At 43.7% G+C, this 13,007-nt stretch carries 17 protein-coding genes and 1 riboswitch; of the genes, 4 read left to right on the top strand and 13 right to left on the bottom strand.

Features of this window, described 5'->3' with window-relative positions; all coding sequences use genetic code 11:
* Positions 1–43: 43 nt before the first annotated feature.
* From ACK8P5_RS05285 to ACK8P5_RS05275, 3 genes are all read right to left on the bottom strand, one after another.
* Positions 44–223 carry a DUF3934 family protein gene (locus ACK8P5_RS05285; RefSeq protein WP_422659935.1) on the bottom strand — a complete coding sequence of 60 codons (180 nt, stop codon included), beginning with the start codon at positions 221–223 and terminating at the stop codon, positions 44–46.
* A gap of 19 nt (positions 224–242) precedes the next feature.
* Positions 243–686, bottom strand: a complete 444-nt coding sequence (locus tag ACK8P5_RS05280) for a HEAT repeat domain-containing protein (protein WP_422661378.1) — start codon at positions 684–686, stop codon at positions 243–245.
* A gap of 234 nt (positions 687–920) precedes the next feature.
* Positions 921–1,274, bottom strand: a complete 354-nt coding sequence (locus tag ACK8P5_RS05275; protein ID WP_422659934.1) for a hypothetical protein — start codon at positions 1,272–1,274, stop codon at positions 921–923.
* A 189-nt stretch (positions 1,275–1,463) separates the two neighbouring features.
* Between ACK8P5_RS05275 and ACK8P5_RS05270 the strand changes: the two genes are divergently transcribed.
* Both ACK8P5_RS05270 and ACK8P5_RS05265 read left to right on the top strand, forming a co-directional pair.
* Entirely contained in the window at positions 1,464–2,264 is an 801-nt protein-coding gene (locus ACK8P5_RS05270; RefSeq protein ID WP_422659933.1) for a protein-glutamine gamma-glutamyltransferase, read from the top strand.
* Positions 2,265–2,451: 187 nt separating this feature from the next.
* The gene (locus ACK8P5_RS05265; RefSeq protein WP_422659932.1) at positions 2,452–2,730 is read left to right on the top strand and encodes a hypothetical protein; all 279 of its coding nucleotides are present in this window, start codon (positions 2,452–2,454) and stop codon (positions 2,728–2,730) included.
* 164 nt (positions 2,731–2,894) lie between these two features.
* Here the strand turns inward: ACK8P5_RS05265 and ACK8P5_RS05260 are convergent, their stop codons facing one another.
* The 4 genes from ACK8P5_RS05260 to ACK8P5_RS05245 all read right to left on the bottom strand — a co-directional run bounded on the left by ACK8P5_RS05260 (position 2,895) and on the right by ACK8P5_RS05245 (position 6,402).
* Entirely contained in the window at positions 2,895–3,140 is a 246-nt protein-coding gene (locus tag ACK8P5_RS05260) for a Spo0E family sporulation regulatory protein-aspartic acid phosphatase (protein ID WP_422659931.1), read from the bottom strand.
* A 182-nt stretch (positions 3,141–3,322) separates the two neighbouring features.
* Complete coding sequence (locus tag ACK8P5_RS05255; RefSeq protein ID WP_422659930.1) at positions 3,323–3,451, bottom strand: hypothetical protein; 129 nt, start codon at positions 3,449–3,451, stop codon at positions 3,323–3,325.
* A complete protein-coding gene (locus ACK8P5_RS05250) occupies positions 3,448–4,812 on the bottom strand; it encodes a helix-turn-helix domain-containing protein (protein ID WP_422659929.1) in 1,365 nt (454 codons plus the stop codon). The genes ACK8P5_RS05255 and ACK8P5_RS05250 overlap by 4 nt, the downstream gene beginning before the upstream one ends.
* 138 nt (positions 4,813–4,950) lie before the next feature.
* Positions 4,951–6,402 carry a DASH family cryptochrome gene (locus tag ACK8P5_RS05245; protein WP_422659928.1) on the bottom strand — a complete coding sequence of 484 codons (1,452 nt, stop codon included), beginning with the start codon at positions 6,400–6,402 and terminating at the stop codon, positions 4,951–4,953.
* Between the two features lie 96 nt (positions 6,403–6,498).
* Between ACK8P5_RS05245 and ACK8P5_RS05240 the strand changes: the two genes are divergently transcribed.
* Complete coding sequence (locus ACK8P5_RS05240; protein ID WP_422659927.1) at positions 6,499–6,948, top strand: hypothetical protein; 450 nt, start codon at positions 6,499–6,501, stop codon at positions 6,946–6,948.
* Between the two features lie 102 nt (positions 6,949–7,050).
* Here ACK8P5_RS05240 and thiE read toward each other — a convergent pair whose 3' ends face one another.
* The 6 genes from thiE to ACK8P5_RS05210 form a co-directional block, all read right to left on the bottom strand.
* Positions 7,051–7,719, bottom strand: coding sequence for a thiamine phosphate synthase (thiE, locus tag ACK8P5_RS05235; protein WP_422659926.1), 669 nt, complete (start codon positions 7,717–7,719; stop codon positions 7,051–7,053).
* The gene (thiD, locus tag ACK8P5_RS05230) at positions 7,716–8,543 is read right to left on the bottom strand and encodes a bifunctional hydroxymethylpyrimidine kinase/phosphomethylpyrimidine kinase (RefSeq protein WP_422659925.1); all 828 of its coding nucleotides are present in this window, start codon (positions 8,541–8,543) and stop codon (positions 7,716–7,718) included. The genes thiE and thiD overlap by 4 nt, the downstream gene beginning before the upstream one ends.
* Positions 8,540–9,376, bottom strand: coding sequence for a hydroxyethylthiazole kinase (gene thiM, locus ACK8P5_RS05225; protein WP_422661377.1), 837 nt, complete (start codon positions 9,374–9,376; stop codon positions 8,540–8,542). The genes thiD and thiM overlap by 4 nt, the downstream gene beginning before the upstream one ends.
* 43 nt (positions 9,377–9,419) lie before the next feature.
* A complete protein-coding gene (tenA, locus tag ACK8P5_RS05220) occupies positions 9,420–10,115 on the bottom strand; it encodes a thiaminase II (protein WP_422659924.1) in 696 nt (231 codons plus the stop codon).
* Positions 10,116–10,255: 140 nt separating this feature from the next.
* Positions 10,256–10,359, bottom strand: a riboswitch (TPP riboswitch).
* Between the two features lie 63 nt (positions 10,360–10,422).
* A complete protein-coding gene (locus ACK8P5_RS05215) occupies positions 10,423–10,641 on the bottom strand; it encodes a hypothetical protein (protein ID WP_422659923.1) in 219 nt (72 codons plus the stop codon).
* The gene (locus ACK8P5_RS05210; RefSeq protein ID WP_422659922.1) at positions 10,593–10,949 is read right to left on the bottom strand and encodes a sigma factor-like helix-turn-helix DNA-binding protein; all 357 of its coding nucleotides are present in this window, start codon (positions 10,947–10,949) and stop codon (positions 10,593–10,595) included. The genes ACK8P5_RS05215 and ACK8P5_RS05210 overlap by 49 nt, the downstream gene beginning before the upstream one ends.
* Before the next feature lie 330 nt (positions 10,950–11,279).
* On the opposite strand from ACK8P5_RS05210, the gene ACK8P5_RS05205 reads away from it, so the two are divergent.
* Complete coding sequence (locus ACK8P5_RS05205) at positions 11,280–12,998, top strand: DUF4127 family protein (RefSeq protein ID WP_422659921.1); 1,719 nt, start codon at positions 11,280–11,282, stop codon at positions 12,996–12,998.
* Positions 12,999–13,007: the final 9 nt, after the last annotated feature.

Genomic DNA, 13,007 nt, shown 5'->3' with positions numbered 1-13,007 from the left:
ATAAAGGAATCAGCCCATCTATAATTTATACGTAACCAGTTGACTAAATATCCAATCGATCTCCATCCATCTTAGGTTGATCCGTTGAATCCTGGTTCTTCGTATTCTTGCTCTTATATGGTTTTGGGGCGCTTTTAGATCGGTTGGCACTAGCTTGCCAGCGATTCCAGCCTTTTTTTCCCGTTCCCCGGCCTGTTCCACCCTTACCTTTAGCTTTACTCAAATCATCACTCCGTTATCGTTTATACTTTGCTTGTCCGAAGTGAAGCCCATTTCTCTTCCAGCCACTTGTCGAACTCTTCGCCCTTGTCACCTTCATACGTATCGTACACATCAATTCTCATCTTCTTCAGTTTCTCTTTGAATTCTTCATAACTGTGGCCTTCCGGCAGGCTCTTCTTAATTCGAACCAGCATTTTCGTTAAGCCCTTCACCAATTCCTCTTGTCTTCTTACAGGCTTCTGTACATCCTCATCCAATTCCTTCAGCTGTTGATAAGCAGCCTCCTGAACTTTATATACCGGATCGTTCGTCATCCGATGCTTCAGCACATCAATCGCTTGTGGATTGTCGATCTTACCCAAGGCTTCAACCGCTCTTAGTCGCTCGCGCCAATCTGCCGTCCGGTTAGCCGCTGCTTTCAGCTCCTGATAAGTAACGATCTCTTCATTCATTTCATGATTCATATTTTCTGTAGTCAAATCATTCATTCCCTTCTTCAATAAACCCTACAACTCACTTAAAATATAGCTCGGACTTTCATTATATCCTCTATCCTCGATTATTCATACAAATATGATGAAATATACATTATTAGGCTAGGAAGATCCTTCATTCGACAAGAGATGAGCATGTTGGTACGCAGTACATAAAAATGATCATCTCACCGTCACCGATGGATGATCCATGGAATCTTATTTTCACTTCTTATCCACCTGCAGCAATGTTACCTCCTTTACGGAATATGTACCTTTTATTTTTTCTCCAGATATAACACCCAGTGTGACCAGACTGGATATTTTGGAGGTATCAGCCTTAGAGAGCATACGCCACACCACAGGATCCGGAAGCGCTGCATACAGCTTATGATCATCGAATTCCTTCCGCTCTTGGAGCACTAGCTTTGCCTTATAGCCACCTTGCTCCAACTCATAAACTTCATTTTCTTTACAATGGCTAATAATTTCACTGCGTAATTCCGCTAATTCCTGCTCTATCTCTTTCTGCTTCTGTTTGAGTCCATAATAACGCCTAAGCTTCTTATCCATATTCATCACACTCCTCTTCATATCAAATGTATGCTTGGGAAAGTGTATTTAGGATAAGAACTGGAGAACCATTACATCCTCTTTAGGATTATTCGCTGTATTTTTTATTGTTTTATTGCCCTAAGCCTTACACAAAGTGCCTGGTATAACCGTACAATAACCTATCCATATTACTACGAATCATGGAGGGACATTATGATCGAGATCATGAATTATGATGTAGGGCAATTCGATATGTCCAACATGTCAGAACTCGAAAGATCTATTTTTCAAAAAAAGAAAGAAAGTCCGGTTATCTATCGTTACACTTCTCCGGAAGCATTATCGTTTGAGCTGAAGATGAGAAGTAATATTGTGAAAGCTGCTAAAGCACTGGATGACAGTGATGCCGCATTTGCTACCTTTCAGAACTCCCATGCGAATGAGAAATTCTGGTATCGAACTGCGGACGGGGCGCTGCATCAAAGACCTGGCGTGCTAAGCTCAGATGCGATTAATGATATTTTCGAGAATGGCCCATTATACGGTTTCGAATGTGCTACGGCAATGGTTGTAACCCTATATAAGGCTGCACTCGACACGCTTGGTAAAGATACCTTTAATGCCTATTTCCAAGACTTGCTCTTGTATGATTGGCAGTATGACAGCGACTTACGCATCCGTATCATACAGAATAAGAATGAAGCTTATCCGGGTGATGTTGTATACTTTGAAAATCCTGACTTTAACCCTAATACCCCGCAGTGGCGAGGTGAGAATGCCATTATGCTCTCGGATGATAAGTACTTCGGACATGGCATTGGAATCAAGAATGCAAGTGAAATGATAAGTGCCTTAAATAGAAGAAGAAAGCCTGGCAGCACAACATCTGCATTCTTCTCTGAGCAGGTGGATCAGCTCGACTTCGAACATTTGCGCCAACTCACACCCCGTCCTACCGCAAGAATAGGCTCTCGCAAGTACAGCCTTCGGTTTTATGATGCGTTCCCTGTCTAAGGCCATCTAAGACTTTTCAGCCTAAATGAGTAAAATAGAAAATAGCTTATTCCTCCTTATTTTGGATTGGAGTAGGCTTTTTTGTGCGGTGTATCATTCAGGGCTTTGATTTTTCGTATGTTCTCCGCCAACTGGGGAACACTAGACTCGTGTTTTAGTGTTTTTACCTATTGCTAGGAGGTCACTTATGAATCCCTTTGAGAAGGAAGAACAAGAGCAATACACTGACTTATCTAATGTTGAATCCCAGCGCAACGATCTTGTACCCGAAGAATTTCCTGAAGGACCGTATGGAGCCGATTTGCGAAGTGAATCGTTAGGTAAAAGCACGCCTTGGCGCAAAGACCAGCGGCCACCCAATCGTTTTGATTATGAGAATCGTCAATTACATATGGGTATTAAACGGGATTTCCCTGGTGCAGACGAGACGATCCAAGCTGATCCGGGACAAGAAAAGCCAGAGTAAGACGAGCATAGCAAACCATCCTCCCCCTTGACGAAAGAAGAGTGTCAGCACGATGCTGACACTCTTCTTATATACACACCGATTACCTCTCTTCGTTGTCTTGCTTCCATTCGACTGAGAGAACAAAATAATTTATGTACTATTATGGCTATATCAATTATTTATTAATAATCCTGAATAAACTCAGGCATTCCCTGATTCACATTACACGTCTCATGAAAACTAATCGTTTGAGTAGCTGGCTTCGCATATTTTCCATATTTAATATTGTTATATCGATTTAGCAACTCATCAAGATCCATAGATTGCCTTAGAACTTTGGGATGTTGTAATCCATACTCACTACCTAATTGATATAAAAGTTGCCTTGACTCCTCTATTCTCTCCAGCAATACTTCCACACGGATCATAGCTAGCCACCTCCTTATGTAATATTTTAGGATATAATGAAAAAATATAGATTTTTAATAGTATTGCATTACTCCAGACCGGCTAACGAAACTCTGAATTTATGACAACAACAAAAAAGCCTGCTAGATTCAGCAGGCCACGAGCAATTTCCCATGATGAAGCCACTTCTTACGCGCTGGGCTTAACAGCCTCCTGCGCCATGAGTACAGAGGAAAGACGGCTTAGAAGGTGTCTGCTCAGCACTTACCGGAACAGCAAGCAACATAACAATACTAAGCGTAGTCAACAACACAGCGATTTTTCTTTTCATTTACCTTTCACCTCGCTAATTAAAATATGATATCTATGTTGTGCTTCTTGGGATGCTGCATGTCGAAAAAGTTCAAACAATCTTACATACTTCAGAATCGCATCGTTATTATGAATCTCTGTCGCTGATGCCAAACCGTCCAGTACACATTGAATACCAGACTCATATTTTCCTCTGCTCAAATAGTAAGATGAAAGCTCCGTCAAGAAACTCGTATACCGATCTGCTTCGACTTGATGGGTATACGTACCGATGGCCATCCCCTTACGATCGATGTAGCAGGAAATTTGCGATTCAAATTGGTGCAAAATATCATCTATATTAAAATCATAGCGATTCGAAGCTTGGAGTATCTTCGTCAAGGCATGAATAATCTCGCTTTCTTTCGACTCTATAAATGCTACATACTCAGGAATGACCTCAGCCTTACCCATCATGACTTGATATAGGTAGGTGTTGGCAACAGCCCATAATTGATACTGCTCAATGATACGCTGTGCTTCTTCCGAATCTTCCTTCACCCAGCTCATGTCAGAGTACAGTGCGACATATCGCAGGGCTTGTTCATAATCTCCAAGTTCATCACAGACTGCAGAACGAAGCAAATACGAATATACAATGTACAGGAACAAAGGACGCTTAGGTTCTTTAGGATGGTCATACCTCTTGGATGTTTCATATCTATATTTGTATTGGATCATAGCCTTTCTTCCCATTAATTCAGCTAATTCATCGACCTTGCTCCATTGTCTAAGAGAGAGATATGTATTAGCCAAATCTTTAAGGGCATCCAGCTGATCTACTTCATCTAATCGTTCAACAAAACCTTCGAATTTAGTAGCAGCTTGAAGGTTTCTCTCCTGATCTTGACCCAATGAGATACAGAACAATCGATAATGACACAGAGCCAGGCGCTCCGAATGTTGATACTTCTCACTCTCAGCGACACTCTCATAGATCACAGCCGCTGCTGCCTGCATGCCTTGATTAAACAATTCTTCAGCCGTATCAAAAAGCGCCGGGATATATGAGAGATTGTCCATCATTAGCCGAACAACCTTCTGAATATATTCGAGCTTGTCCAATTCCGCGCAACGAGATAAGAACGGCCTTAGCCTCCGCCAATTGGGTGACTGATCAAAACAATCATTCATATACAGACCATAAAAACTTCCTTCAGGAAGCCCCATAGCAGAGACAATGAGATCTAACTGCTTCATTGCAATAGGTCTTGTTCCCTTGAGAATAGTACTTATCGTCCCTGAGTTAACCTTCGACTTATCTGCAAATTGGTTAATCGTTAACCCACTCTTTCTCAGGTAACTCTCCAACTCTGATCGAATCGTGGTTGTATGTATCAAATCAAACAACCTCCAGAAAGACATTCATGCCCCTAAATACATATTTTAGTATAAAAGTTTAATAAAGTAATCGTCTTTTTAATTATTATATATGTTAGTCAGTCTTAATTCTACAATTAAATCCAAATATCACCATACTTAATTCGTCCTTTGTCTATATCTCTGAACAGACTCTGACCAATCAATGATCGGATACGGATAATGCTCTCCTAACATCAGTCCGTACTCCAATTGCTCGAATAAGGAAAAGGTAGGAACATCATAAATACGCTCAGAAGGAACGCTCTTAAGTTCTGGAAGCCAATGCTTCGCATACCTCCCGTTTGAGTCATATTCCTTTCCTTGCTTAGTAACATTAAATAGCCGGTAAGGCATCGAGTCATTCCCCACTCCCGATGTGTAACACCAGTTTCCGTAATTAACAGAAACATCATAGTCGAGTAGACAGGACTCAAACCAAGCTGCCCCAACTCGCCAGTCGATTCCCAGATTTTTCGCTAGGAAGCTTGACGTGATCTGTCTACCTCGATTAGACATCCAGCCAGTGGCCCTAAGTTCGCGCATATTTGCATCCACTATTGGATATCCGGTTTCCCCATTCATCCATGCCTGGATTAGATTAGAGTCCGTCGTTCCCTGAAACGAGGTGCCGCTTAATCTACTCTGAGCAAAAATACGGTTACCATATTTCATATGAACATACCAAAAGAAATCCCGCCATAGCAATTCTGACTTAAACATTTTCGTAGACGAATGAACGCCACGCTCTGCCTCATAATCCATCAGGCTCCAGTATACATACCGAGGAGACAGGCATCCAAGCGCAAGGTATGGTGAGAGTTTGGAGGAATCATCTCGCTGAAGTAATCCGTTTCTTGTATCTTGATATTGTTGCAGAAAATTCCCTTCATAAAAATAATACCGAAGCCGTTTACGACCTTCCGCAGATCCTCCACGGATAAGCGATATACCCGAAGCTAGAGATTTATTCGTTGGAATCGCAGATAAACCTAGCTCAGCCTCGGTGGGAATACGACCTTCCTCAACGTCGACGAACGAACTCCCCTTCATGGGTAGTGGTAGTAGCTTTCGTATATAACCGGGTTCTGATTGCAGAATCTGCTTCTGGAACGGAGTGTAAAGGTCCGGAAGACGTTCCACAGTAAACGGCAGGTCCTCTGGATGAATAAGACTATGACCGTAATAACCGTGAAATGTGCAGCCCGTATTCATCGATCTAACAAACTGCTCTACGGTGGTTTCCTCACTCCCCAATTCTATATGGTAATGAATCTCTTGAATTTCTAAATTGGATATCAACTGAGAGAGAATTACCTCTGGTTTACCCATCCTCACGATGAGCTTAAAGCCCAGCTTATTCATATTGCGACGCAGCTCTGCTACACTTTCGAGTAAGAATTGTGCGCGGTGTATCCCTGTCTTCGAAAAGCCAAACTCGTTCATTCCATATTCACGCGGATCGAAACAATACACCCCTACAACAGGAAATCCTGAAGCCGCTGCGCTTAATAATGGGCCGTGGTCATGAACACGCAGATCTCGACGGAACCAGACCAGTGAACATTTCATCGTAATGGATCACCTCTTGTATAATACAAAAATAAGACTTCACATAAATTATACAATCATTATACAATAATGTGATAAAAGGAGGCATGATTTACAATGCGTCAGGATAATAACCTTCTCCGTATCATCTGGTCAGGTTTAGCAGCAGGCATTTTATTAGGATTGTTCCTGAAATTGATGCAAAGTATCACTTCATTAAAAGTCTATACACTGCTTCTAAATGTTGATTATATCCCCATACTTAATCAGCTGACATTATCCGAATTCGTAGAATTTTCACTTCATCTGATCATTTCTGTTCTTCTCAGTGGCGTATTTGTTATCTTTCTTAGGCACAGGAACTTCTCTTGGCGTAAAAATATAAGCGTGGTCTCCCTAACATGCACTGTTATTGGATTGATGTTATATTTAACAACCTCTTTGTCCGAACGTACACCATCCCTTTACGACCCATTCTCCCTACTCATCTGGTTAATTGCTCATCTGTTGTACGGCATAATCTTAGGTTATCTGCTTTTTGGATTATCTCAAAAGGCATCTAAATAAACGAAGCATATTAAAATGATTCAATTCAAATAAAAAAGTTCACCTGATGCTATATCAGCCTCAGGTGAACTCGTATTTTTCATTATTTTCACTGGCACTCTGTTACTGTAACGAAGAAGAAACAACCTTCCTTCTCATTCCCTCCACTGCAGCACGCACCCTTTTCGCATGCGTTATCGCAGATATAACGGCCACACCATCCGCGCCTGCGCGGATAACTTCCTCCACACGCGCTTCGGTAATCCCACCGATTCCAACGATCGGAAGTTCTATATCAGCTGCACGCAGCTTGCGTACAATTCCCGGACCTTGCACTTCCTTCGCGTCATCTTTTGACTGTGTTGGATAGATCGGTCCCACACCGAGATAATCGGCACCTTGAAGAATGGCTAATTTGGCCTCTTCCACGGTATGGGCAGACACACCTAGAATTCGGTTCCCGATTCGCTCTCGAACAGAATCTGCTGAATCGTCATCTTGACCGATATGAACGCCATCGGCATTAAGCGCAAGCGCCAGCTCCACATCATCGTTCACGATGAACGGCACACCCGCTTGGCGGCAACATGCTTGAAGCTTTGAGGCGAGGACTAACCTCTGTTCACCGCACAGCGCACCTTCACCTTTTTCTCGGAATTGGAATATACTCACGCCACCAGCTAGCGCCTCTGTTAATACCTGCTCTGGATCTGACAGACAGTTCACACTTCCCATCACCAAGTACATACGAAGGAATTCGCGCATGGTGGAAGGCGAAATTCTTCCATTCATGAGAGCACCTCCTGATGACGACGTCGATAGGCAAAATGATTCGTTGGACCATGACCCTGCCCAATATTCAGCCCATCCTCGATCGCTGCTTGAATGAACGCTCTCCCCCTCGTAATCGCTGCCTCAGGAGACATCCCCTTCGCTAATCCTGCGGTAATAGCTGCCGAGAAGGTGCATCCTGTTCCATGTGTATGAATCGTCTGTATCCGCTTGCCCGTTAGCTCCGTGAACACGGTTCCATCATAGATAAGATCAACGACCTCATCTTCTTCATCCGCAGCATGGCCCCCCTTAATCACTACAATCTTCGCTCCTAGATCACGAATACGTTGCGCTGCTTCACGGCGATCCTGCATTGAACGTATTTTCATCCCCGCTAGCACTTCGGCTTCCGGAATATTCGGGGTAACGATGAATGCCAAAGGAAGCAGTTCCTCCTTCAGCGCCTGAACTGCTTCTGCCCGAAGCAGCTCTGCCCCACCTTTGGCAATCATCACCGGGTCGACAACGACATGAACCCATCCGAATTTCCGAATCTGCTCAGCCACTGCGCAGATGAGAGGCGGACTAAACAGCATTCCTGTCTTTATTGCATTCACGCCAAGATCTAGTCCCACTGCCTCTATCTGCTCGGCTACCGCTTCCGGAGGAAGTGGATAAACCCCATGAACACCCAAGGTGTTCTGTACCGTTACCGCAGTAATGGCAGACATGCCGAATACATCAAGCTCTTGAAATGTCTTCAAATCTGCCTGAATACCAGCCCCGCCACCGCTATCTGAGCCTGCAATCGTTAGCGCTCTTGGAATCCTATTACGGGTCATCGTGTATCACCTGTTCCAGCTACCTCTTCTTCTCGGATCGTGGAATATCCTGACAGGGAACCGGGATGCAGCTTCGCTAACTCATCAATAAAAGCAACTTGAAAGCTACCAGGTCCAACATCTGAGGTGAGTTCTGCCGCGCGAGCAGCGGCTGCTCCATAGAAAGCAAGCCCGGCTGCGCCTGATAACATAAGATCCGGCTCTATGGCTGCAAAAGCCCCTAATACAGAAGTTAATAGACAACCCGCTCCGGTTACTTTTGTGAGCAGCTCATGGCCCCCACTTATAACCCGTACGGTCGTACCATCTGTGATGACATCCTCTTCTCCCGTAATGACAACCGTTGTCTTCAACTCCTGTGCTGCTCGAATGGCTAGACTCACATGACTTTCACCCGTACTGCCACCGCCATCCACGCCTTTAATCTCCCGCGATTCGCCGACAAGATGAGCAACTTCGGCCGCATTCCCCCGTACAAGCGAAATCTGAACCTCCTTCAAGATACGCAGCGCTGACTCCGTTCGAAACGTTGTAGCTCCCGCACCTACAGGGTCCAGCAGAACCGGCACCCCATGCGCATTCGCTGAACGACCCGCGATAATCATGGCATCCACCAATTCACGAGACAATGTTCCAATGTTCAGCACCAGCGCCCCTGCGATTTTTGCCATATCGGCAACCTCATCGGGTGAATACGCCATAACAGGGGATGCACCTAACGCATAAAGACCATTTGCCGTAAAATTAGTCACCACCACATTCGTCATATTATGTACAAGCGGTTTATGCTGCTGCACCTTCCCTAATAACTCGGAAACCTCTTTATCTAACATCACACTCATCAGCCTCACTTTGTCGTTATGATGATGGAATACACTAAGAATTCACAGAACAGATCGCCTGCATCTGAACCGGCCACTCTTCCTGACGGTAAGCCATATCCCAGAACAAATACTCTAGCTGACAGCTAAGCATGAAATGCTCAGTCATGCGTGAACGCTCAGCAGCCGTGGCCTCCAAGGCCCAAGCATCTAGTTCATTGCAGAATTTAACGGTCGCACCATCCGCACGGTTACCATAGAATGTAATCCATTCATAGAACGGGTGAGACTCATCTGGATTAACCTCCTTCATCAGCTTTTGCCCAATCTCAAGATACGTCCATGGACAAGGTAGCAGCACCGCCATAATCTCACCCAGACTGCCTTCGTGAGCCACTGTCAACATATGGCGTATATAATGATGCGCTGACGGAGCCAGTGGATACCCCTGCATATCCTCATACCTAACCCCTGCCTCATGACAAAAATTCTGATGTGGATGTACCTCGCTATGTAGAATAAATGATATCTGTTCATTAAATACAGCAATCTCTTCTCTTGTCGTGCATTTAGAAATGGCAATCCCATAAATCCGCATGTATGCATTCAAATATTCATAATCCTGTTTGATATAATGAACCAGCTGTTCCTTCGTTAGCTTACCTTCTGCAATTCCTCTCACAAAGGGATGTTCAAATATGGCCTGAAAAATACCGTCCGCCTGTTGACGGAGCTCTTGTGTGAAACTCATAAGTCTTCCACCTCCAATTTTTTTGAAGAGCAGAAAGTCCCGTAAGAGTAACCACTTTCAGTGGACGCCAAAAAAAGCCGCCCCGAAAGCTGGAGCGGCTTCATCTATTTCAATCATTGCATAAGGATAAGGCAATAATGATATGACCGACTCCACTTTCCTACGCTAGTATGAACTAGATCAGGTTCAAAGGGTCCAAGATACTCTCTTGTCTCAGCCGCCAACGGCTCCCCTAGTGGACTTTCTATTCTATTGTCAATTACTGTACACAGGATTGGGATAGATGTCAAACGAACAAACTCCTAATCTATTCCTCCCCTTCTTTAATATAAGCTAATAGCTCCAACACAATTTCTGCTACCGCATCCTCTTTCGGTAGTTGGATAAATTGACTGGCTCTCACAATATCCTCCTTAAATAAATCGATAAGCTGTATCATCGCATCTGGATCATTATGCTGCGCTGCTTCTAGCAATGCTAGAAACTCACGGTCTGTGATAACTGGTTGATCATTCTTCGTTTCCATCGGTTCACCGCCTGTTGACTTATATTCAGCTCGCGTGCTACTTCGGATTCCGTCTGATCCTGTATGTACAGTTTATAAATAATGATCTTGCCTTGAGGGGGAAGTGTATTTATCAGCTGTTCAACCAACATTCTGTTCTCAGCTTGATCTGTAAAGTTCACTTTCGTATACATGCGTTCAAGATCATAGAAGGTACACTCCCGTCTCTTCAACGTCTTGGCGCGATATTGAATCCTCCAGCCAATCCGGTGGACCTCTCCCTGAACTCGCTCAAAAGCCGTCTGACCTGTATTCAATTCTTCATCCACTCCATTCTGTTAAGTTGCAAAGATAGACTATCATCACCAAAATATAAGAACATTTGTTCTGTTTATTCTATACAATACCACTTTTTATGGTGTTTGTAATGTTGATTTATGAATTTTCTAAGGTCATTTGAAAGTTGTTCTATATAGAAAAATGATTATTTTTCAAAAAAATAATTCTAGTGGTTGTATTTTCTATGTAACAATTACCTATATAGGTGAAGGCACCTAACAATAAAGAAACGAGATGAACTTGGGAAGAGGTTCATATCGATTCTTCACTTCCCTTTTGTATACGGCCTTTCATACTATAAACGAGGGAGTTGTATGGATATGAATATGAAAAAAGTTCTGTATGTACCTTTAGATGATCGACCGGTAAACCTAGATGATGTGATTGTTCAAGGAAGATCCGCTGGCATTGAAGTGATTACGCCATGCTTGGAGGATATCAAGAACCGAATGGACTCTCAGAAGACCGATTCAGACAATACACTCCTAAGCACATCTTCGCCTACATTCGGTAACACAACCAACATTCGCAAGTTCATTCTCGATCATGCAGCAGAGGTTGATGGCTTTATTATCTCAGCAGATATGCTCGCGTATGGAGGACTCATTGGGAGCAGAAGATTACGTACCCACGGCGGTTCAGCCTACCCAGACTATGATCCTGCAACAACCCACTTACTGGATACCATTCGACAGGTGAAAAAGGCTCATCCTCGCAAACCCATGTATGTGCTTGACACCATTATGAGGCTCGCTACCACAACGTATGTAGAGAATGTGTTCCAGAATGCTTACGATGAATCCCGCAGTTTCATGAAACAACCGAGAAAGAGCGTAGATGAGCTCAGTGAGATTTTAGAAGGTTATGATACGAAACCTGATGGCACTCTTTATGAGGAAACGGTCACTTTTAATAAAGAGCATTACTATGATGCTCGCAGACACAAATTCAAATCGAATGTGTACATTCTGGATCGATTAGCACAGTTCGATTATATTGACTTCCTGGCCATCGGTGTGGACGACTCTTCCACCCAAGGTGTTCAAGCGAATGAAATCGATTATGTAGAAGGAATGATCACAGAATCTTTTGGCGGCGAGAATGGTCAAAGTCCTGAACGTGCGATTATACTGCCAGACGCGGATGGTTTAGGGCATTCACTCATGGCCAGAATGGCGCAAGAACTGTTACGTATAGAGGAGAAACCGAAATATTCTGTGCTTTATTTTGGACGAGATGGATCTACAATTATCAACCCATATGAGTACATGAGTGTACACCAGAATATTCAGCATCATGTTGATATCATAGGCGGTCAGCTCGTTGAGGACTCCCCGGAAGTAAAAGTTGATGTGGAGATTATTGCGATTACTGATAAGGACGAAGTACCGAACGCGGTAAGCCGAATTGAAGTTAATGGATTGAATCAGATGCCCACGGTTGTCATTGATTTCGTAGGTGGAGGTGCGGCGAATGCAGTCGTCACCGAAGCACTGCTCGAAAGTTCATATACAGGACAGATTCTCGGGTATAGTGGGTGGAATACCGCAGGGAACAAGATCGGTATTGCCCTAGGAATGGCACAAGCCAGATATGCATTTCTCATCACAGAGAAAAAGGCGCCTGCACTAAATAAAGCTGTAGATGCGCATGGATCACTGTTGTTCAAACGTTTCTTGAAAGACTACTACTACAAGACGCTGACGATTGGCGAGATTCGGCAGTACTCGAGAGCCAATGCCCTGTATACGAACATCCCTTATGCAGATGGTAATTTTCTTTTGTTTAATTCGGAGAGCGACTATGCTCATGTGGTTACTCTGTTGAGGGAACGGATGCAGACGCACACGAATACCTTGGCAGCCAAGAATGCTTTTCAGATTAGCCAATGCACATCATCTCACAACATCCGTCAAATCAAGAAAGCAAAATGGTCTTATGCCGAGTATGAAAGTGCAGCTTTATCCTATGAAAATCCAAGCTACATTTGGGATAGAGCTTTTGAGATCACCCTGAATCCTAAAGTTACATTGTCTTAAAGTGCTGCG

This window comes from Paenibacillus sp. EC2-1 (assembly GCF_049311625.1).
GTDB lineage: Bacteria > Bacillota > Bacilli > Paenibacillales > Paenibacillaceae > Paenibacillus_AQ.
Note: the sequence above shows the minus strand (reverse complement) of the source record. Positions and strands in the feature narration are given on the sequence as shown.

Excerpts from the sequence above, each read along its gene's own strand:
- ACK8P5_RS05280 (WP_422661378.1), bottom strand. The coding sequence starts at position 686 with ATGAATCATGAAATGAATGAAGAGATCGTTACTTATCAGGAGCTGAAA.
- ACK8P5_RS05275 (WP_422659934.1), bottom strand. The coding sequence starts at position 1,274 with ATGAATATGGATAAGAAGCTTAGGCGTTATTATGGACTCAAACAGAAG.
- ACK8P5_RS05270 (WP_422659933.1), top strand. The coding sequence starts at position 1,464 with ATGATCGAGATCATGAATTATGATGTAGGGCAATTCGATATGTCCAAC.
- ACK8P5_RS05265 (WP_422659932.1), top strand. The coding sequence starts at position 2,452 with ATGAATCCCTTTGAGAAGGAAGAACAAGAGCAATACACTGACTTATCT.
- ACK8P5_RS05260 (WP_422659931.1), bottom strand. The coding sequence starts at position 3,140 with ATGATCCGTGTGGAAGTATTGCTGGAGAGAATAGAGGAGTCAAGGCAA.
- ACK8P5_RS05255 (WP_422659930.1), bottom strand. The coding sequence starts at position 3,451 with ATGAAAAGAAAAATCGCTGTGTTGTTGACTACGCTTAGTATTGTTATG.
- ACK8P5_RS05245 (WP_422659928.1), bottom strand. The coding sequence starts at position 6,402 with ATGAAATGTTCACTGGTCTGGTTCCGTCGAGATCTGCGTGTTCATGAC.
- ACK8P5_RS05240 (WP_422659927.1), top strand. The coding sequence starts at position 6,499 with ATGCGTCAGGATAATAACCTTCTCCGTATCATCTGGTCAGGTTTAGCA.
- thiE (WP_422659926.1), bottom strand. The coding sequence starts at position 7,719 with ATGAATGGAAGAATTTCGCCTTCCACCATGCGCGAATTCCTTCGTATG.
- thiD (WP_422659925.1), bottom strand. The coding sequence starts at position 8,543 with ATGACCCGTAATAGGATTCCAAGAGCGCTAACGATTGCAGGCTCAGAT.
- thiM (WP_422661377.1), bottom strand. The coding sequence starts at position 9,376 with ATGTTAGATAAAGAGGTTTCCGAGTTATTAGGGAAGGTGCAGCAGCAT.
- tenA (WP_422659924.1), bottom strand. The coding sequence starts at position 10,115 with ATGAGTTTCACACAAGAGCTCCGTCAACAGGCGGACGGTATTTTTCAG.
- ACK8P5_RS05215 (WP_422659923.1), bottom strand. The coding sequence starts at position 10,641 with ATGGAAACGAAGAATGATCAACCAGTTATCACAGACCGTGAGTTTCTA.
- ACK8P5_RS05205 (WP_422659921.1), top strand. The coding sequence starts at position 11,280 with ATGAATATGAAAAAAGTTCTGTATGTACCTTTAGATGATCGACCGGTA.